At 40.3% G+C, this 21,660-nt stretch carries 14 protein-coding genes; 13 read left to right on the top strand and 1 reads right to left on the bottom strand.

Going from position 1 to position 21,660, the window contains the following annotated elements:
• Nucleotides 1-29: 29 nt before the first annotated feature.
• Nucleotides 30-671 carry a cytidylate kinase-like family protein gene (locus IEY67_RS11480; protein ID WP_122351505.1) on the top strand — a complete coding sequence of 214 codons (642 nt, stop codon included), beginning with the start codon at nt 30-32 and terminating at the stop codon, nt 669-671.
• Nucleotides 672-844: 173 nt separating this feature from the next.
• A complete protein-coding gene (locus tag IEY67_RS11475) occupies nt 845-1,615 on the top strand; it encodes a sulfide-dependent adenosine diphosphate thiazole synthase (RefSeq protein ID WP_122373434.1) in 771 nt (256 codons plus the stop codon).
• Between the two features lie 91 nt (nt 1,616-1,706).
• On the opposite strand, the gene IEY67_RS11470 is transcribed toward IEY67_RS11475, so the two are convergent.
• Entirely contained in the window at nt 1,707-2,669 is a 963-nt protein-coding gene (locus tag IEY67_RS11470; protein WP_122373433.1) for a hypothetical protein, read from the bottom strand.
• Between the two features lie 528 nt (nt 2,670-3,197).
• Here IEY67_RS11470 and IEY67_RS11465 point away from each other — a divergent pair.
• The 11 genes from IEY67_RS11465 to IEY67_RS11415 all read left to right on the top strand — a co-directional run bounded on the left by IEY67_RS11465 (nt 3,198) and on the right by IEY67_RS11415 (nt 21,649).
• A complete protein-coding gene (locus tag IEY67_RS11465) occupies nt 3,198-3,587 on the top strand; it encodes a DUF6769 family protein (RefSeq protein WP_183671445.1) in 390 nt (129 codons plus the stop codon).
• A gap of 93 nt (nt 3,588-3,680) precedes the next feature.
• Entirely contained in the window at nt 3,681-4,919 is a 1,239-nt protein-coding gene (locus IEY67_RS11460; protein ID WP_183671446.1) for an efflux RND transporter periplasmic adaptor subunit, read from the top strand.
• 15 nt (nt 4,920-4,934) lie between these two features.
• The gene (locus IEY67_RS11455; protein ID WP_183671447.1) at nt 4,935-8,045 is read left to right on the top strand and encodes an efflux RND transporter permease subunit; all 3,111 of its coding nucleotides are present in this window, start codon (nt 4,935-4,937) and stop codon (nt 8,043-8,045) included.
• A complete protein-coding gene (locus IEY67_RS11450; RefSeq protein ID WP_183671448.1) occupies nt 8,042-9,223 on the top strand; it encodes a TolC family protein in 1,182 nt (393 codons plus the stop codon). Before IEY67_RS11455 ends, IEY67_RS11450 begins: the two co-directional genes overlap by 4 nt.
• Nucleotides 9,224-9,439: 216 nt before the next feature.
• The gene (locus IEY67_RS11445; RefSeq protein ID WP_122373428.1) at nt 9,440-10,453 is read left to right on the top strand and encodes a LacI family DNA-binding transcriptional regulator; all 1,014 of its coding nucleotides are present in this window, start codon (nt 9,440-9,442) and stop codon (nt 10,451-10,453) included.
• Between the two features lie 54 nt (nt 10,454-10,507).
• Complete coding sequence (locus IEY67_RS11440) at nt 10,508-13,150, top strand: family 78 glycoside hydrolase catalytic domain (protein ID WP_183671449.1); 2,643 nt, start codon at nt 10,508-10,510, stop codon at nt 13,148-13,150.
• A gap of 21 nt (nt 13,151-13,171) precedes the next feature.
• Nucleotides 13,172-15,574, top strand: coding sequence for a glycoside hydrolase family 2 protein (locus IEY67_RS11435; RefSeq protein ID WP_183671450.1), 2,403 nt, complete (start codon nt 13,172-13,174; stop codon nt 15,572-15,574).
• Nucleotides 15,575-15,579: 5 nt separating this feature from the next.
• Nucleotides 15,580-16,539: an ROK family protein gene (locus tag IEY67_RS11430; protein ID WP_122373502.1), complete on the top strand. Its 960-nt coding sequence runs from the start codon at nt 15,580-15,582 to the stop codon at nt 16,537-16,539.
• Nucleotides 16,540-16,553: 14 nt separating this feature from the next.
• Nucleotides 16,554-17,132 (top strand): SIS domain-containing protein, encoded by a 579-nt coding sequence (locus IEY67_RS11425; protein ID WP_183671451.1) that lies wholly within the window; start codon nt 16,554-16,556, stop codon nt 17,130-17,132.
• A gap of 22 nt (nt 17,133-17,154) precedes the next feature.
• Entirely contained in the window at nt 17,155-18,312 is a 1,158-nt protein-coding gene (locus IEY67_RS11420; RefSeq protein WP_229801037.1) for an MFS transporter, read from the top strand.
• A gap of 208 nt (nt 18,313-18,520) precedes the next feature.
• Complete coding sequence (locus IEY67_RS11415; RefSeq protein WP_122373424.1) at nt 18,521-21,649, top strand: SusC/RagA family TonB-linked outer membrane protein; 3,129 nt, start codon at nt 18,521-18,523, stop codon at nt 21,647-21,649.
• Nucleotides 21,650-21,660 lie beyond the last annotated feature (11 nt).

Below are 21,660 nucleotides of genomic sequence, written 5' to 3'. Positions count from 1 at the left end.
TATCGCAGGATAATCAAATCTGGTAATTTATGGATAACAAGATCATATTGACCATTGGCCGTCAATTTGGCAGCGGTGGACGAGAAGTAGGGCAGAAGTTGGCGAAAGCGCTGGGCATCGCTTATTATGATAAGGAATTGATGGCGATAGCAGCGAAAGAGAGCGGCTTGAGTGAGGAGTTTTTTGAGAAAGCGGACGAACGGGCTTCCAGCGGACTGTCATATGCATTTACTATGGGATATTCCTATATGGGAATGTTTACACCTTACAACGACATTTTGTCGAACGACGGATTATTCAAGTTTCAGAGTGACGCTATCCGCAAGTTGGCGGCTGAGCAGTCGTGTGTCTTGGTAGGACGTTGTGCAGACTATATCCTGCGTGACGATCCCGACTGCCTGAGTTTCTTTATTCATACCACTCCCGAACATCGTATCCAGCGTATTATAGAAAGACAAGATGTAACTGTCGAGCAGGCAAAAGAATTGATGATGAAAACCGATAAATCGCGTGCCGCTTACTATAATTATTACACCAATAAAGAGTGGGGAGTTGCTTCTTCTTATAATTTCTCTATCGATGTATCTGTATTGGGTGTAGACGAAACAGTAGGGTTTATCAAAGACTTTGTTGAACGGAAAATGAATAAGCGGCCGCCACATTTCGGATAATTTATTATCTTTGCTGCGACTTATCATAGGGGTGCCTTAATATACAGGCTGAGATTATACCCATAGAACCTGCCCGGGTAATGCCGTGAAGGGAGAATCGGTAGAATTGCTAAATAAAGGAGAGCTTTACCTCTATGTGCTCTCTGATGTTTAAACACTAATTATTTAATGTAATGGAACAGATCGTTTCAACAGGAATTATTGACTCTTATTTTGCAAAACTGAAGAGCAACTTATCAATTGATGTGGCTATCGTAGGTGGTGGCCCTTCCGGTATCGTAGCAGCTTATTATCTGGCTAAAGCCGGTAAGAAAGTGGCTCTTTTCGACCGTAAACTGGCTCCCGGCGGAGGTATGTGGGGCGGTGCTATGATGTTTAATGATATTGTCGTACAGGAAGAAGCTATGCCGATCGTAAAGGAGCTGGGTGTTTCTTATCATGATGCAGGCAACGGTACTTATATAATGGATTCGGTTCATACTACTTCTGCATTGATCTATCAGGCAACAAAAGCCGGTGCTACTATCTTTAACTGTTATTCGGTGGAAGACGTAGTATTCCATAACGATGCCGTAGCCGGTGTTGTAGTGAACTGGGCTCCGGTAATCCGCGAAGGTATGCATGTGGACCCGCTGACTATTATGGCTAAAGCTGTATTGGAAGGTACAGGACATGACTGCGAAGTAGCCCGTACAGTTGCCCGCAAGAACGATATCCGACTGAATACTCCGACAGGAGGTGTGATCGGTGAACGTTCATTGAATGTGGAACTGGGTGAACAGACTACCGTTGAAAACACAAAAGAGATCTATCCGGGATTATTTGTTTCCGGTATGGCTGCCAACGGAGTTAGCGGAAGTTTCCGTATGGGGCCGATCTTCGGCGGTATGCTGATGAGCGGAAAGAAAGCCGCAGAACTTATCTGTGAAAAGCTGAATAAGTAAGATCAGATAATGATATCATATGAAAAGGACGGAAATCTATAGAAGATAACCGTCCTTTTTCAATTATAGTAACATAAAAACTCATGCCTTTTTACATATTCTCTACAATCTCCCGTTGTTTCTTGAAGAACTGTATCCGTTGCATTTCGCCGCTTTCGGATATCATCGTGGAGAATTTACGTAAGGACTGAATCCATTCCTTCATATTTTTGCACATCTCTTTATCCCTCGAAGTGATCGAGTTGATTGAAAAAATCCGGATCAGGCTTAATTGCAGGCTCGATGTTTCCACATAGCTGTATGTAGCTTCAAAATTGATGTTAGATATATATATATGTATATCTTTACCTGTATCAAATTTGCCTTTGGAAGCAATAGTTTCCAAATCGTCTAATAGCTTGAGGAGTTCTTCTTGTAATTTAGTGACTTCTTCTTCTGTAATTAAATGAATACTGGCGAAATATTTTATATCGTTCACCAGATAGTTAAACATCATGCTATCCCATATATAATGTGTTGTTTGTATATATGAACTAGCTTCGACAAATGCCTTTTGGGCACGCTTAAGATCATCGGATATATTCAGTTCTGAAAAGTTCTTTACACAATTTACCTTTTCATTCTGGTACATCCATTTGAATAGCCGGAACCTGGACAAATTATCGTATTTCAGGTAATAAGTCTGGGGGATCATATTTGAAGCCGTACTAAGTTCCGAGGTCGGATCATCCCGTAAGGATTCAAATAATTCAACGTAGTGGTCAAGAATCGCGTAATACGTTTTGATAGGATCTGAATAATGTAAAAGATTCAGGTCGAACATTGCGTTATTGGTATAGCTTATACCCACGATCTGATCCAGGGAAACTCCCAATTTCTTTGAAATTATAGAAGCTTCATTGAGGGTGAAAGGGACTTCGCCGCGTAATCTTCTGTATACGGCTTCTTTTCCTATATAAAGAATATCCATCAGGGTGTTCGCTAAGTTGACCCCATCCGGAATTTTATCTTTCATTACCTCGATCAGATTTGTATTTAATACATCTGTATTCATTCCAATTCTCCCTTTTAAATAATATATATGTTCAATTATTAAACAATAAACAATGCGTATTGTTTCGGAAAACGCAACAATAGACGTTAAAGTGTCTCCATGTTACTTATTTTCGAAAAAGACGAGTCGGTAAATACTTGAATGAGAAATAGACGCATCTCAAAATACCTTATTTGCGAAATAGAACTCCCGTATTTGCTTCGTAAATTCGCATATCTCAATTAAGAGAGACGGCAATGATGGTTTGAACGAATAGTTATTGCAGTTTAATATTAATACTAAGTGATGTTAATTGAAATAGCATTAGAATGGATGAACTTTATTTTATTTTAGTCTTAGATTTTTTGTTTATAAATTATTGACCTAACCAAACATTTGCTTGTATAATCAGAATGAGTAGACCACTAATGCTAATACCATGAACAACTGTCCGGCTGGGAGGTGACTCTCGGCCGGTCTTTTTTTTCTATATATCTGCTGTTTGCCTTTGAGTTGCAAAATAAACTTTTTACTTTTGCAACATAAATCATGAGAGCGAAGAAATATATAATCCGTTACATAATGCTGGTGGCAAGTATCATCATGCTGCTTTCGGTTGTGGTGCCACATCATCATCACAGTAACGGTATGCCTTGTTTCAAATCGTTGACTGAACATAACCATAAAAGTTCGTCTTCCCACGATTGCGGATGCAACGGGCATAATCTGGCCCTTTTTATATCTCTTTTGTCACATGTGACAGATGGTGATGTAAGTCACTTACTTTTCCCTTTGCAAGTTTTATTTGATTATATTAACCCTCCTGTTCCGTTGTTGTACGGACAAACGTTCGATCGTGAACGAGCCTTTTATATTGAGTCTCTGCACGATACCTGGATCACGTGCTCCGGCGGACTGCGTGCCCCTCCTGTGTTATAATTGTTTCTGATAGGAGCGAACCTTATTCGCATTCCGGTGTTTTAAGCAAGACGCCGAACTATTTTATTTGCATTTATAACATATTATAATACAATGAGAAAGATATATTTATTGTGGGTTTTATGTACCTACATATTCGCAAGCTGTAGTGGCGGAGCTGCTAAGCCTGAAGAGCATAACCATGATCATGAAGCACATGAACATGAAGAAGGACACGATCACGAACATGAAGGTCATGATCACGAACACGAGGGAGACGAGCATGAAGGCCATGATCATGGGAACGAAGCTGCAGCAGGTGCACATTCCAACGAAATCATTTTTAAAGAAGAATTGGCGAAAGCTGTCGGGTTGCAGACAAAAGTGATGGAACCGGCTTCTTTTACGGATGTTATAAAAACCAGTGGAAGCGTATTGGCAGCACAGGGGGATGAAACAACGGTGGTTGCGACTGTTCCCGGTATTGTGACATTCGGTCGTTTATCATTTGTTGACGGTACTCCGGTAAAGAAAGGGCAGGCGATCCTGAGCCTGGCTTCCAGCTCCCTGTCGGAAGGGAATGTAGCTGCCCGTGCCAAATATGCATACGAAACAGCCAGGAAAGAATATGAGCGTATGCAGCAGTTGGTAGGAGATAAGATTGTTTCGGCTAAAGATTTTGAACAGGCACGTTTGAATTATGAAAACGCAAAGGCTGCTTATGATGCTGTTGCCGGTAAGCAGACAGAGAATGGCGTGTCGGTGGTATCTCCGATGAACGGATATTTGAAGAATCTTCAGGTAAAAGAAGGGGACTATGTGACAGTGGGGCAACCGCTGGCAACTATCTCTCAGAATAGCCGTCTGGTGCTTCGTGCCGAGGTTTCGGAAAAGTATTATCAATATCTTCCGGCTGTTCAGTCTGCTAATTTCCGTACTCCTTATGATGAGCAGGTATATAAGCTTTCCGAGCTTCACGGACGGCTGCTTTCGTATGGAAAAGCATCGGATGCCAATTCATTCTATATTCCTGTTACTTTTGAGTTTGACAATAAAGGGGCCGTTATTCCCGGTTCTTTCGTCGAGATTTATCTGCTTGCTACTCCGATGCAGGAGGTGTTGAGTGTCCCTGTTTCCTCCCTGATAGAAGAACAAGGAATTTATTCTGTATTTATCCGTCTCGATGAAGAAGGTTATAAAAAGCAGGAAGTAAAACTGGGAGCGAATAATGGTTCTGAAGTACAGATATTATCCGGCTTGAAACCGGGTGACGTGGTCGTAACACAAGGCGCTTATCAGATTAAACTCGCCTCTGCTTCTAATGCTATTCCGGCTCATACTCACAATCATTAATGGGAGGAGCAGAATATGTTGAATCAGATAATATATTACTCGCTGCATAACAGATTGGTAGTCCTGATCTGTGCATTGCTGCTGATGATAGCGGGAACTTATACAGCCTTTCATACGGATGTAGACGTGTTCCCCGACCTGAATGCTCCGACCGTGGTTATCATGACCGAAGCAAACGGGATGGCTCCTGAAGAAGTGGAACGTCTGGTTACTTTCCCGGTCGAAACGGCTGTAAACGGAGCGATGGATGTACGCCGTGTACGTTCTTCTTCTACCACCGGATTTTCGGTTGTATGGGTGGAGTTCGACTGGGGAACGGATATTTACCGTGCCCGTCAGATCGTTTCCGAGAAACTGGCGGTTGTAAGTGAAAGTCTTCCCGAGAATGTAGGGAAACCGACGTTGGGGCCGCAGTCTTCTATCCTGGGTGAAATGATGATCATCGGGCTGACGACAGACGAAACAAAAGCCTCAGGTGAAGGTACTCTCCCGACGACACAGATGGACCTGCGTACGATAGCCGACTGGACAATCCGCCCGCGTTTATTATCTACCGGAGGTGTGGCACAGGTAGCCGTAATTGGGGGAGATATCAAAGAATATCAGATCTTACTCGATCCTGCCCGCATGAAACATTATGGAGTAGGGTTGAATGAGGTGCTGACGGTTTGCCGTAACATGAACCGTAATGCAAATGGTGGTGTCTTGTACGAATACGACAATGAGTATATCATTCGTGGTGTCCTTTCTACTCCGAAAGCGGAAGAACTGGCAAAAGGTGTGATCAAGACTGTGGACGGTTTTCCTGTTCTGCTGGAGAATGTGGCTACGGTGAAAGTAGGAAGCAAAAGTCCTAAATTGGGTACGGCATCCGAACGGGGCAAACATGCTGTCCTTATCACGGTTACCAAGCAGCCGAATACCAGTACGATCGACCTGACAAATAAACTGGATGAAATTGTGGCTGACCTTCAAAAGAGCTTGCCTGCCGATGTAAATATATCTACCGATATTTTCCGTCAGAGCCGTTTCATCGACAGTTCTATTAATAATGTAAAGAATAGTTTGTTTGAAGGAAGTATCTTCGTTGTGATTGTGCTCTTCCTTTTCCTGATGAATATCCGCACAACGGTGATCTCATTGGTGGCGTTGCCTTTGTCATTGCTGGTCTCTATCCTGGTTTTGCATTATATGGGGCTGACCATTAATACGATGTCGCTGGGAGGTATGGCGATTGCTATCGGATCGTTGGTTGATGATGCCATTGTCGATGTCGAGAATGTATATAAGCGGATACGTGAAAACCGGATGTTGCCTCCCGACGACAGGCGTTCGATCCTGGATGTTGTATATGATGCTTCTCGTGAAGTGCGTATGCCGATCCTGAACTCGACGTTGATCATTGTGGTGAGTTTTGTGCCTTTGTTTTTCCTTCATGGGATGGAAGGGCGTATGCTGGTTCCGCTGGGAATTGCATTTATTGTCGCTTTGTTCGCTTCTACAGTTGTGGCACTTACTTTGACACCGGTTTTGTGTAGTTATTTGCTGAACCGTAAAGCAACCGATAAGAGAATAGATAAAGAATCGTGGGTTGCCAATAAGCTGAAAAAGGTGTATGGCGCAGCGTTGAAGGTGGCTTTGGCACATAAATCGATCGTGTTGGGTTGTACGGTAGGATTGTTTGTCGTATCGTTGGGAATATTTTTTACGTTGGGACGTAGTTTCCTTCCTCCTTTCAATGAAGGATCTTTCACTATCAATGTAAGTTCCTTACCTGGGATTTCATTGGATGAGTCTGATAAGATGGGACACCGTGCGGAAGAATTGTTGATGCAGGTTCCGGAGATCCAGACTGTGGCTCGTAAGACAGGACGTGCCGAACTGGATGAACATGCCCTGGGTGTAAACGTATCGGAAATAGAAGCTCCGTTCGTCTTGAAAGATCGCAGCAGGGAAACAGTTATGAACGATGTACGCAAGAAGCTGTCAACCATCAGCGGAGCCAATATCGAAATCGGCCAGCCTATTTCCCACCGTATCGATGCGATGCTTTCGGGAACGGAGGCCAATATTGCGATCAAACTGTTCGGAACCGATTTGAACCGTTTGTTTACGATCGGTAATGATATCAAAAACTCTATCCAGAGTATTCCGGGCCTGGTCGATTTGAAGGTGGAGCAGCAGATCGAACGTCCACAGCTGACCATTACTCCCAAACGGGAACTTATGGCTAAATATGGAATACCTCTGCCGGAGTTTGAAGAGTATATTAATGTCATGTTAGGAGGTGAAGTAGTCAGTCAGGTATATGATGACGGAAAGACATTCGACCTGACCGTAAAGACTTCCGACGAAAGCCGTGCAACTATGGAGGATATTCGTAATCTGATGATCGATGCCGGAGGGAAGAAGATACCGTTGAGTTATATTGCCGAAGTCCGTTCCGTAACGGGTCCGAATACGATCAACCGCGAGAATGTACAACGTAAGCTGGTCATCAGTGCAAACGTATCCGAACGTGACCTGCGTAGTGTCGTAAATGATATCCAGAACAAGATCGGGAATTCTATCCAGTTGCCCGAAGGTTATCATATCGAATACGGCGGACAGTTCGAAAGCGAACAGGCTGCCAGCCGGACTTTGTTATTGACATCTTTGATGTCTTTACTGGTAATCTTCCTGTTGCTTTATAATGAATTCAAGAATGCGAAGGAGAGCGGTGTGATCCTGTTGAACCTGCCGTTAGCGTTGATCGGTGGTGTGCTGATCTTGTGGATGACATCCGGTGAGATCAGTATTCCGGCTATTATCGGTTTTATCTCCCTGTTCGGTATTGCTACCCGAAACGGTATGTTGCTGATCAGCCACTATACTCAGTTGCGCAGTGAAGGTTTTTCTGTATATGATGCAGTGATACACGGTTCGCTGGATCGTTTGAATCCGATCCTGATGACAGCCTTGAGTTCTGCGCTGGCTTTGATCCCGCTGGCATTGAACGGAGATCTGCCGGGTAACGAAATACAAAGCCCGATGGCCACTGTGATCCTGGGAGGGTTGCTGACGTCTACCTTCCTGAACGGATTTATTATTCCTATTGTCTATCTTTTAATGAATAAGGAGAAATGAAACAATTCATAGTAATCACTCTGTTGGCTTCGACCGTACTTTCTGCGAGCGGACAACATTCCATAGATGGGGTTCTGCGCAGTATCGAAGCCAACAATAAAGAATTGCAGGCGAATAAGCAGCTTACAGCTTCCAAGAAACTGGAGGTAAAGCTGGATAATAACCTGGCCGACCCGTCGGTATCGTATGTACATCAATACGGTAACCGTGAGGGGATGGGGATGCAGGGAGAGTTGGTCGCTTCCCAATCATTCGACTTCCCGACCGTGTATGCTCAGCGGAGTAAGTTGATTAAGTCGCAGGCTGTCGGCTTCGATCGTCAGGGGGCCGAATTCCGTCAGCAGATTTTGCTGCAGGCTAAAGAAGTCTGTCTGGATCTGGTTTTACTGAATCAGCAAAAAGCATTGTTGGACCAGCGGCGGGAAAACGCGGAACAGTTAGCCGCTTTGTATGCTACCCGGTTGGAATCGGGTGATGCCAATATTCTGGAGACAAACAAGATCAATCTGGAATTGTTGAATGCAAAGACGGAAGCCCGTATGAATGAATCTGCCCGTATCGCTAAATTGCAGGAGTTGGCTACATTGAACGGCGGGATCGCTATCGAGTTTAACGATACGACGTATGCTCCGGTTGAAGACATTCTCTCTTTTGAAGAACTCTGTCAGGAAGCTGTCACTTCCAATCCACAGTTATTGACATTGAAAAGTGAACAGGTGACAGCTCGTCGCCAGATAAGTGTCAATAAGTCGAAAGGCTTGCCGGGTTTTGAGTTGGGCTATCGTCTGAATACAGCTTCCGGTGGCGAACGCTTTAACGGTTTCCTGGTGGGAGTCAGCATCCCTTTGTTCTCTAACAGGAACAATGTTAAGCAGGCAAAGGCACAGGCTCTTTACACAGATTTACAGTTGGAGAGTACAACGACCGCTATTGAAAGCGAATTGCACCAGTTGTATAATCAGTCGGTTGCTTTGCGAACTTCGATGGATGAATACAATACGGTACTGAAGAGCCAGAATAGCTTGGCTTTGCTGAACAAGGCAATCCAGACCGGACAGATTAGCATGATCGAATATTTTGTCGATATAACGACTTTGTATCAGAGTATGCAGAATTATATGCAATTACAGAATGAATATCAGAAGGTGATGTCACAACTTTATAAATATAAGTTGTAGTCTTCCTTTAGAGTTAAAAGATTAAGGTTCATGTCTTTTCAGATGTGAACCTTTTTTTCTTCTGTTTATGGAGCTTATTTATGAGCCCTTTTAGATGGGATTAATCTTATCTTATAAACAAATGAATCAGATTAAATAAAATTAACTTCACTATTCTTTGTTTTTTGAAACAAGTTAATATATTTGCATCACTTAACCGATTAAACGGTATGTATCATGAGAACATCACTTAAAGATATAGCAGAAAAATTGAAATTGTCGAAAGCGACGATTTCATGGACTCTTTCTGGAAAGGGTGATGAGAAGGGTATAAGTTTAGCCACGCAAGAAAAAGTTTTTCAGTGTGCTAAAGAATTGAATTACCAACCTAATTTGTTAGCCAGAAGTCTACATAGAGGATATTCTAAAACTATCGGTTTGATTATTCCTGATATTACAGACTCTTTTTATTCCAAAATAGCTTGTGTTATAGAAAAAGAAGCAGATGAGCAAGGCTATTCGGTTATGATAGGTAACTCTGAATCTAAAATTGAAAAAGAAAATAAACTGATCCGTCTTTTTAAAGCTAAACAGGTGGATGGTATTATATTGGCACCGACGAAAGTTTCAAAAAGTGAAATAGAAACTTTAGTCGATGAATCTTTTCCGTTAGTTCTGTTTGACCGTTATTTTCCACAGATTGATACAAATTACGTCATTATTGATAATGAGGAAAGTAGTTATCAATTAGTGCGGAAAATGATTGTGGACGGTGCTCGTAAAATAGCTATAATTACAACGAACTCCTATCTGCGGACAATGAATATGAGGCGGGAAGGCTACGCCAGGGCTTTAATGGAGATGGATTTTCCTGTCGAACCCGAACTCTATGGAGAAGTTCCTTTTGTAGATTATGAGCATAACATCGATAAGACATTAGATACGATATTTCATGATGTACCGGATGTGGATGGCTTTTTCTTTTCGACCCATATATTGGCTATTGAAGCTTTTCGCTATTTTTATGACAAGGGTATCGATTTGAAAAAATATGAATTAGCTTGTATCCATAGTATTCCTTCTTTTCGGGCACTGGCTCCTAAAATAAATATAGCATTCATGCCTATTGATGAAATTGGAGAGAATGCTGTGAGGATTTTATTGAAATCAATAGAGAGCCATCAGGAGCAGTCCAAAGAGAAGAAGAAAGTGGAAACAGTGGTTTTGCATTGTAAAATTTCAACTCTATAATACTATTGATATTTTTTTATTTATTTGTTTAACCGATTAAGTAAAGTATTTATTATGAAAATGAATATGAAATACGGAATTTATACTATTGTATTAGGAACCTTTTTACTGTGTGCATGTAAAAATAATAAGGTTGAAATTACCGGGATGTATTGTGAATATTCGGTAAATCCTATTTGCGTAGATAGTCCACATCCACGGTTTATCTGGAATTATTATTCAGAGGCTGGTTTTGATCAAGAAGGATACTGCTTATATATATATGTTGACAAGCAATCTCTGAATGGTTTAACTAGAGATGATCTGTTTAATTGGAATTCAGGCCTTATAAATACAGAGGAATCTTTCGGCAAATATACGGGAAATGATAAATTATTATCACACACTAAGTACTATTGGCAAGTCAAGGCTTTTGATAAGAACGGGAATACAGTAATATCTCCTGTAGATAGCTTCGAAACGGCTAAAATGAATCAGAAAGAATGGTTGGGTAACTGGATTACCGATGGTCATGATAAAGATTTTGATCCGGCTCCTATGCTGCGAAAATCATTTGTTGTCAATAATAAGGAAGTTATACAGGCAAGATTATTTATGAGTGCTGCTGCTTATTGTAAGATGGAAATTAATGGAAGTCCGGTATCTGCCTCTTTGTTAAATCCAGGCTATACACATTATGACAAAAGGAATTTATACAGTGTATTTGATGTAACTTCGTTGTTGGGAACTGGGGAAAATGTCTTGTCTGCTGTGCTGGGTAATGGTTTCTATAATGAAATAGCACCAGTTGCCACATGGGATTTTGAAAAAGCACGCTGGCGAAACCGGGCACGGATGATTTGCGAGTTACATATTAAATATGCTGACGGCACTTCTCAAATAGTAAACTCTGATGAATCCTGGAAGACAGCAACAGGTCCGTATACCCAGAATAATATTTATGGAGGGGATATATACGATGCTCGTTTGGAAATAAACGGGTGGGAGAAACCCGGATTTGATGATTCGTCATGGAGTAATGCCAGACATGTAACGGCTCCTTCATCGTTGTTGGTTGCTCAAACGATGCCGGCCATTGAGGTAGAACGTGAAATAGATGCAGTTTCCATGAAAAATTTCGGAGACAGTATATATGTATATGATTTCGGAATTAATATGACTGGTTTTTGTCGTCTTTCAGTGAATGGAGAAAAAGGAACGAAAATAACATTGAGGCATGCTGAGATACAGAAAGCTGACGGGCATATTGAAACAGGAAATATAGATGTATATTACAAGTCTCAGCCAGATGTGCCTTTTCAAACTGATATTTATATCTTAAATGGCGGAGACGAAGTGCTGAGTCCGAATTTTACTTACCATGGATTTCAATATGTAGAAGTAAAAGCTGATTGCCCTGTTAAATTGACTCAAGGAAGTTTAAAAGCCTTATTCTTTCACACTGCGGTACCACCTGTCGGAAGATTTAGTTGTTCCAATGATCTTCTCAATAAAATTTGGCAAGCGACTAATCAGTCTTATCTGTCTAACTTGATGAGTATTCCGACAGATTGTCCTCAACGTGAGAAGAATGGCTGGACGGCAGATGCACATATTTGTATGGATTTGGGATTACTAAATTTCAATGGGATCACTTTTTATGAAAAGTGGGTCGATGATATCGTGGATAATCAGAATGAGGAAGGACGAATCTCGGGAATTATTCCTAGTTCAGGATGGGGATATGATGATTGGATAGGACCTGTATGGGATGCCGCAATGTTTATTGTCCCGATGGCTATTTATAATTATTATGGTGATACAAAGTCAATTGAAACGATATGGCCTGTATGCGAGAAATATCTTGCCTATTTGGCGGCGCGTGAAGATTCGGATGGAACTGTAACCTATGGCATTGGGGACTGGGTATTTTATGATACGCAAACCCCTACAGATTATACGACAACCTGTTATTATTATTTGGACAATTTGTATATGTCTCGTTTTGCTCGACTGATAGGAAAAGACGGTACCGTTTATGCACAAAAAGCAGATTCGCTTAAAGCATTTATTAATAGCCGCTATCTTGACAAGGAAAAAGGTTTATATGCCAATGGCTCACAGGCAGCACAGGGAGTTGCCCTGTTTTTAGAAATAGTACCGGCTGAATATGAACAGAAAGTGGCAGATAACCTGAGTCGCATAATAACAAATAACCATAATCATCTTGATTTTGGTATGTTGGGAAGTAAAACCGTATTACGTATGCTTGCTAAATATGGTTATGCCGATCAGGCGTATGAGCTGGCTATTCAGGAAGATGTTCCTTCATGGGGTAATTGGATAAAGAGGGGATTGACTACTTTACCCGAAACCTGGAATCTTTCGCCTACTTTTAAAGATGCATCACTGAATCATGTATTTCTTGGAGATATTTCCGCATGGATGTATAATGTATTGGCAGGGATCAACTATGATGAAAAATCTCCGGGATTCAGGCATATTCTGTTTCAACCTCATTTTGTGAAAGGTTTGGATTGGGTCAAAGCAGAATATCATTCTATTAAAGGATTGATATGCTCTGAATGGGAACGTTCTGGTAATGAAATCTTATTAAAAGTTGCGGTTCCGGCTAACACGACTGCAACGGTAAAAGCTGAGGGACAGAATGTGGAGCTGACAGCAGGAGAACATCAATTAAAATTCATATGTGAATAATATTATTAAAAAGGAGGTAATATGAATAAACAGCTTATTTGCATTTTTGCAGTGTTCCTTTCGTTTATAAGCCTGGAAGTTTCAGCGAGTTCTGATGATGGTATAATCTCTCTTAACGGGAAGTGGGAACTGTCATATTGGAAGCAACCGGAGCAACCGGTATTGTCCCCTGACGGAATGAAACAGATGGAAGTAAAGACTATTACTGCCACTGTTCCCGGGAATGTAGAATTAGACTTGCTTTCTGCCGGTCTAATCGATGATCCTATGATAGGGAATAATGTAAATGAATTGCGCAAATGGGAAGAATTTCAATGGTGCTATTCGAAATCTTTCACTTCTCCGCAGCTAGAAAAAGGGCAACGCCTTCAATTGTTTTTTGGTGGAATAGATTGTCTGGCTGATATTTGGTTAAATGGCAAACGTATAGGAAAGCCTGAAAATATGTTGATCGAACATTCATTTGATGTAACAAATGAAATTAAGCAAGGAGAGAATAACCTGCTGCAAGTCATTATTCGTTCTTCCGTTATTGAAGGGCAAAATTATTTCTTAGGCTCTTTTAGTATTGGTAATTTCCCATCGGAAGAATCTACATTTATTCGTAAAGCTCCTCATGCTTATGGTTGGGATATATTGCCTAGGTTGGTCAGTGCTGGTCTGTGGCGTGATGTGGAATTACGTGTATTAGAACAAGCACGATTTAAAGATGTACATTATATGGTGGCTAATTTGGATACGGCACAACGTAATGTCCGTTTGTATATTGATGCTCAATTGAAACTTCCTTTTGAGAAATTTGATAAAGTGAAAGCTGTATATACTTTAAATCGAAATGGAAAAGAGGCCTATAAAGGAACTACCGCTGTGGTTTCACCAGCATTCCGTTATATAATGGAATTGAAGAATGCTGATTTATGGTGGCCGAGAGGATACGGTGAACCTGCGTTGTATGAAGCAAAGGTGGAATTAGTGGATGAAGATGGTTCCGTTTTGGCGACTGATACCAAACGTATTGGTTTAAGGACTGTACAGTTGGAGAGGACAGATATTAATTTGCCGGATGATCCAGGAAAGTTTTGTTTTATAGTAAACGGAGAACGTATTTTTATTCATGGTACTAATTGGGTCCCGTTGGATGCTTTGCACAGCCGGGATAATTCGTTGGTTGATGAAGCGATAGAGATGGCGGTTGATCTGAATTGTAATATGATCCGATGCTGGGGAGGAAGCGTTTATGAAGATCATCATTTCTTTGATTTATGCGATGAAAATGGAATTTTGATTTGGCAGGATTTTGCGATGGGATGTACTTTTTATCCACAGCGCTCTTCCTTTACCCGGAATATAGAAGAAGAGGTGATATCAGTTGTCTGTAAATTACGTAATCATCCGTCTGTTGCTTTATGGTCAGGTAACAATGAAGATGATATAGCTTTGCGTTGGTCTTTATTACCTTTTAATCTGGATCCGAACCGTGATGTAGTAACGCGCCAGGTCATTCCTTCGGTTCTTTATGAGTTCGATCCGACAAGGCCTTATCTTCCCAGTTCTCCTTATATCAGTGAGGCTGTCTATCAAAAAGGTTGTGATGAAAAGTATTGGCCGGAAAATCATCTTTGGGGACCGAGGGGATATTACAAAGATCCATTCTACATAGATGCACAATGTGCTTTTGTCAGTGAAATAGGCTATCATGGTTGTCCTAATCTGGAAAGTTTGAAAAAGATGATGACAGAAGATTGTGTATATCCTTGGGTAAAGGATCATGAGTGGAATGATGAATGGGTGACCAAGTCTGTCAGACGTTTTCCTGTTTGGGGAAAGACATTTGATAGGAATAATTTGATGATTAATCAGGTCCGTTTATTATTTGGTGAAGTCCCGTCAAAACTTGAAGATTTCATTTTTGCATCGCAATCTGTACAGGCAGAAGCAATGAAATACTTTATTGAGATGTGGCGTGGCAATAAATTCAATAAAACCGGGATTATCTGGTGGAATTTGAGAGATGGATGGCCTTTGATTTCTGATGCGATAGTGGATTATTATAATTCAAAGAAAATGGCTTATTACTATATCAGGAATGTTCAGAAAGACGTTTGTATTTTTATGAATGATGCCAGAGATGGTAATCATCCGCTTGTTGCTGTCAATGACACTCGCCATGCTAGCGAGGGAGATGTGAAAGTGACAGATGTAGCATCGGGCAAACAAATTTTTGAAGGAAAGTTCTATGTACCAGCTAATGGTAGAGTGCAGATCTCATCGCTACCCGAACAAAAGGGACAGGGTATTTTATTAATTCGTTATAAAGTGGGGAATCAGGAATTTACCAATCACTATTTATACGGTGAACCTCCCTTTAAGCTGAAGGAATATAAGCAGTTATTGCAGAAAACTAATTTATATACTGTAAAATGATGGAGATAGAAAGTAATTTGCTGGGAATAGACATTGGCGGAACCAAATGTGCGGTTATCTATGGTGTTCAAAAGAATGAAAATTTGATGCTTGTAGATAAAAAAAGATTTGCAACAACAAATGTGGATGAAACTATTGAAACTATTTTGTCCGGGATTGAAGAGATAATGAAAATTCATGGTCTTACCTCTTTAAATACGAAGGCAATAGGTATTTCATGCGGTGGTCCTCTTGATAGCCATAAAGGAGTTATTTTATCACCTCCTAATTTACCGGGCTGGGATAATATACCGATTGTGTCTATTGTAGAAAAGAGAGTAGGGATAAAAGCCACGCTTCAGAATGATGCTAATGCTTGTGCATTAGCGGAATGGAAGCTCGGTGCAGGAAAAGGAACGAAGAACATGGTGTTCCTTACATTTGGAACTGGCTTAGGAGCGGGGTTAATATTGAATGGCATGCTTTATTCAGGCACGAATGATAATGCTGGTGAACTAGGGCATATCCGTATGGCAGAATTCGGACCGGTGGGTTATGGAAAAAGGGGATCTCTGGAAGGTTTTGCCAGTGGAGGAGGCATCGCCCAGTTGGCAAAGATGTTTATTTCGGAAAAACTCCAGAAAGGGGAAAAGGTCCCTTGGTGTACTTTACAAGAGTTGGATCAAGTGACTGCCCAAAAAGTTGCAGAAGAGGCTATTAAGGGAGATGAATTAGCCCGGAGTATTTATGAAACGTCTGCTATTTATTTGGGAAAAGGATTATCTATTGTCATCGATCTGTTAAATCCGGAAGTGATAGTCGTAGGAGGAATTTATTCCCGTAACAGGGAAATGATGGAATCTGTAGTGCAAAAGATCATAAAAAGGGAAGCATTATCTAATTCAAGTCGTGTTTGTATCATTAAACCGGCTGCTTTAGAAGAGCACATCGGCGATTATGCAGCTCTTTCAATTGTATTTACTTAACCGATTAAATAGTTATGAAAGAGATTATTCGAGATAGTTTAAGGGAAACCCGATCCATATTGGAAACCTTTATAAATAATGAGGCGAATGTTGAAAGTATTTATAACGCTGCAGATATATGTGCTGAAGCATTACAAACAGGACATAAGATCATTAGTTGTGGAAACGGAGGTTCTTTATGTGATGCTACCCATTTTGCCGAAGAGTTAACAGGTCGTTTCCGGAATGATCGTCGTCCTTTACCGGCATTGGCAATCAATGATCCGGCATATATGACTTGTGTAGGGAATGATTTTTCATTTGATGAGATTTTTTCCCGTTATGTGGATGCTATGGGAAAGGAGGGAGATGTGCTACTGGCAATAAGTACAAGCGGACACTCCAGGAATATTATAAGTGCGGTAGATCAGGCACATATAAATAGGATGAAAGTGATAGTTCTTACATCTTTGGGGAAAAATGAATTGATTGAGAAAGCTGATGTGGCAATCAGTACTCCAAGTGCAGCGCATTCGGACCGGATACAGGAAATTCATATAAAGGTGATTCATATTCTTATTCAGGTCATAGAAGAGATTTTGAAAGTTAGTTAATCTTAAATAAGCAGTAAAGATTATGAAAAAGGACAATTTGAAATACAGTATTTATTCCGTTATGTTTGGGTTCTTCATTATGGGATTCGTAGACATTATTGGAATTGCTACAAGTTATGTCAAAAATGATTTTAGCGAATTGACTGATTCCAGGGTTAATCTTATTTCATTCTTTTGTTTTCTGTGGTTTTTGATCTTATCCATACCGACAGGTCTGTTGATGAATAAAATCGGACGGAAAAAGACCGTGTTATTGAGTTTTCTGATAACGACATTAGCGATGTGTTTTCCACTGATCAATTATAGCTTTATATCAATAATAATAGCATTTGCTTTGATTGGAATAGGGAATACCATTTTACAAGCTTCATTAAATCCTTTGGTAACAGATGTTGTTACAAGTGAACGGCTTACAGGCAGTCTTACTCTGGGACAATTTATTAAAGCAGTCAGTTCTTTCTTAGGCCCGTTATTAACAGCCGGTATTGTCGGAAGTTTTTTAGGATGGAAAATGATTTTTCCGATTTATGCATTTATGTCTTTGTTAGCATTGATCTGGCTCTTACTGACACCTGTAAAAGAGAAAAAACTGGAACAGAAAAATATCTCTGTTAAAGTTACATTCGATTTATTGAAGGATAAATATCTTGCGGCATTCTTTATTGGCATATTGGTATTGGTCGGTATTGATGTGAGTATTAATATGACTTTCCCTAAATATCTGATGGAACGTTGTGGTTTATCGTTAGCAGATGCGGGGATGGGGAATAGTGTTTATTTCTTTTTCAGAACAATCAGTGCTTTTGTCGGTGGTATTTTGTTAATGAGATATTCAGCAGGTAAATTTTTTATTTACAGTGTATGGATTGCGATCGCTGGCCTGATATTAATGGCTTTAGGAACTAATCTATGGTTTATTCTGGGATGTGTTGCCGTATTTGGAATAGGATATGCTAATTTGTTTTCGATTCTGTTTTCTTTTTCATTGAAGAGAGTACCTGAAAAAGCAAATGAAGTGTCTGCATTACTTATTTCCGGTGTATTTGGGGGAGCAATATTACCACCTATTATCGGAATGGCAACGGATATTACCCATACCCAGGTTACTGCAATAATTATACTGGTAATAGTTTGGTGTTATTTGATAGGACTTATCCGGAAAGTAAAATCGTTTTTATAACATCAAATAGTCAGGATTTGTAATAATATGTCTAACAATTTTAGAAATAATGCCTATGGAAAATTGATAATAAATATGGAGAAAAAACTCTTCAGATAATATTTGTGATTGAATATAGTATATAGCGTTTTATAGCAGTATGTCTCGAAAGTATGAAAATACTTTGTTAAAGGAATTATAAACTTTTAAATTTAATTATTTACAGATTATGAAAAATACATATTCCGTAATGGCATTTTGTATACTAGCCGTTTTTTCATTATGTGCTAATGCGCGGAATGCTGAGCCCGATGTACTACCCGACATTAAGAAGGCAAGTAATAATTTAATTAGTCAGCAACAGGAGAATACAATTTCAGGAAAGGTTGTTGATGTGAATGGTGAACCGGTTATTGGTGCATCTGTAGTAGAAGCGGGGACGCCTACTAATGGCACAATAACAGATATAAATGGCGTATTTTCTTTATCAGTGAAGAAGAATGCTATGTTAGATATTTCTTATATAGGTTATGTCACTCAACAGGTACAAACAACTCCTGGGAAAATGCTGACTGTCACACTAGAGGAAAATATAAAAGCACTGGATGAAGTTGTGGTAATCGGATACGGACAACAAAGGGTTGCTACGGTAACAGGTTCTGTATCTCAAATAAAGACGGAGAAAATAGCTGTAGCTCCTGTTGCCAATGTCAGTAATATGTTGGCCGGACAACTTCCAGGTTTGGTTAGTAAACAGACCTCCGGTCTTCCGGGGCTTGACGATGCCAGCTTGAATATACGTGGTTTTGATGCCCCGTTAATCATAGTGGATGGAATGGAGACAAGTTTCAATAATATTGATGCCAATCAAATAGAGTCCATTTCTATTCTGAAAGACGGTGCAGCTTCCATATATGGAGCACGAGCCGGTAACGGAGTAATTTTGATCACGACAAAACGTGGTAAATCATCCAAACCGACTATCACAGTGAACAGTTCGTATACACTTCAGGGATCGACGAATGTAATGAAGTCCGGTAGTTCGGCTGAAAGAGCCCAATATTCCAGAGATACATGGATATATTCGGGGAACCCGGCAGAGACTGCTCCTTACACAGAGGAAGAAATTCAGAAATATAAGGATGGTACAGATCCTAAGTATTTGAATACTGACTGGTATGCAGCTTCTATCCGGAAATTTGCTCCTCAGCAGAATCATAATGTCTCTATATCCGGTGGTAATGAAAAGATGAAATATTATGGCTATTTTGGTTATAATACGCAGGAAACCATTTTGAAGAAGAATGGAGGGCATTATGACCGTTATAACTTCCAGTCTAATGTCGATACAAAGATAACGGACCGCCTTTCAGCGACAATGGATTTAATGTATATCAAGGAACAGCGTTATTATACATCCGGTGCGGATATGATATCCAGTAATAATAATTTCTGGAATGATTTGATCTACAGGGCCAGCCCGATGTATCCTTTGGAATTGCCTGATCCTTCCAAACTGGCTTATGCTGAAGTAACGATGGGTAGTCCCGTTTTTGCAACGAACTCTGAATTGGCCGGTTATGTAGAGCGGATAAATAATATCACGCAGTTTAAAGGAGCGTTACAGTATGATTTCAAATATATTCCGGGATTAAAAGCCAAAGGAACTATTATTTACCGGAATGATTCGTACGATCAGAAAACCTTTAAAAAACAGGCTTCATTTTATACATATAATTCGGAAACAGATCAGTATACATTGGTACGCAATTCGCAGGACCCGACATCTTTGAATATGGGGGCCTCCAATAATACAAAATTAATTCAGCAGTATTCACTGAATTATGATGAGACTTTTGCAAAATCTCATCACATATCTGGTCTGTTCATGTTTGAATCAGTTGATGAAAAAAGCAAAAATCTAAACGCTTCGCGTACAGGTTTTGTATCAACGGCATTGGATGAGTTATTTGCCGGGAGTTCCACAACTGCTGCGAATAATTCATCGAGCTCGGCCGTGGGACGTGTAAGTTGGATCGGACGAATAAATTACAGTTATCTGGATCGTTATATGGTAGAAACTATTCTGAGAGCCGATGCTTCTTCAAGGTTTGCCAAGGGGCATAGATGGGGATATTTTCCCAGTGTGTCTTTAGGTTGGAATATGGCAGAAGAAACTTTTATGAAGCAACTGAATTTTGTTGACAATCTGAAGATACGATTAAGTTATGGTGAATCTGGATATGACGCAGTAGCTAATTTTGCTTATTTGACCGGATATACATTTGATTCGAGTTATACGTTGGGTTCTAATTTGATTTCAGGGTTAACACCGTCTGGATTACCCAATATAAATCTGACCTGGGAGAGAATGAAAATTTATAATGCCGGTGTCGATTATTCATTGTGGAACCGTAAACTTTACGGGGATGCAGAGTTCTTTTACCGTAAACGTAGTGGAATTCCGGGAACCCGCTCAAGTTCTTTACCATCTTCTTTCGGAGCTGCATTACCTACGGAAAACCTGAATAGTATCAATACGAAAGGATTTGAATTAAGACTCGGTACGACAGGTAATATAGGAAGTGTTGCATATGATATTTCAGGTAATGTTTCTTATTCCAGATCCAAATGGAACTATTATGATGAGCCGGAATATACGGATCCTGATCAGGAAAGATTATATAAGAACAGTGGAAGATATACGGATCGCCGGTACGGATATGTTTTCGACGGATTGTTCACAAGTCAGGAGGAGATAAATGCATGGAATTGCACTTTCGAAGATTTGAACAACGACAATTCTTCTTTACGTCCCGGAGATGCCAAATATAAGGATTTAAATGGCGACGGAGTGATCAACTGGCGTGACCAGAAAGAAATAGGTAAAGGTGCGACTCCTCATTGGATGTTTGGATTCAATTTGAATCTGAAATACAGAAACTTTGACTTGTCAGCCCTTTTCCAGGGAGCATCCGGCTACACAACGTTTGTGACTTATCTGGCGGAAACATCTTTCCGTTATCAGAATACGTGGAATGACAGGACAAACGATCCTGATGCTTTGATCGCACGGCCGGGAGGTTCGTCTACCAATGGTTTCTATTCGGATCACAACAACCATAATACAACTTATCTGCGTTTGAAGAACATGACATTCGGATACGAGATCCCTACTGAATTGTTGTCAAAAATAAGAGTCAGCAAATTGAGAATCTATTTTGCAGGAACGAATCTTTTTACAATAAATTCACTGCACAAATATGGAGTTGACCCTGAAATGCCGGAAAATTATGGAGCCGGTACTTATTATCCTCAGCAATATACGATGAGCATAGGTTGTAATCTTATTTTTTAACATGTACAATT

The sequence above is a fragment of the Parabacteroides faecis genome (assembly GCF_014647375.1).
GTDB lineage: Bacteria > Bacteroidota > Bacteroidia > Bacteroidales > Tannerellaceae > Parabacteroides > Parabacteroides faecis.
This window is presented reverse-complemented; position numbering and strand designations above follow the sequence as displayed.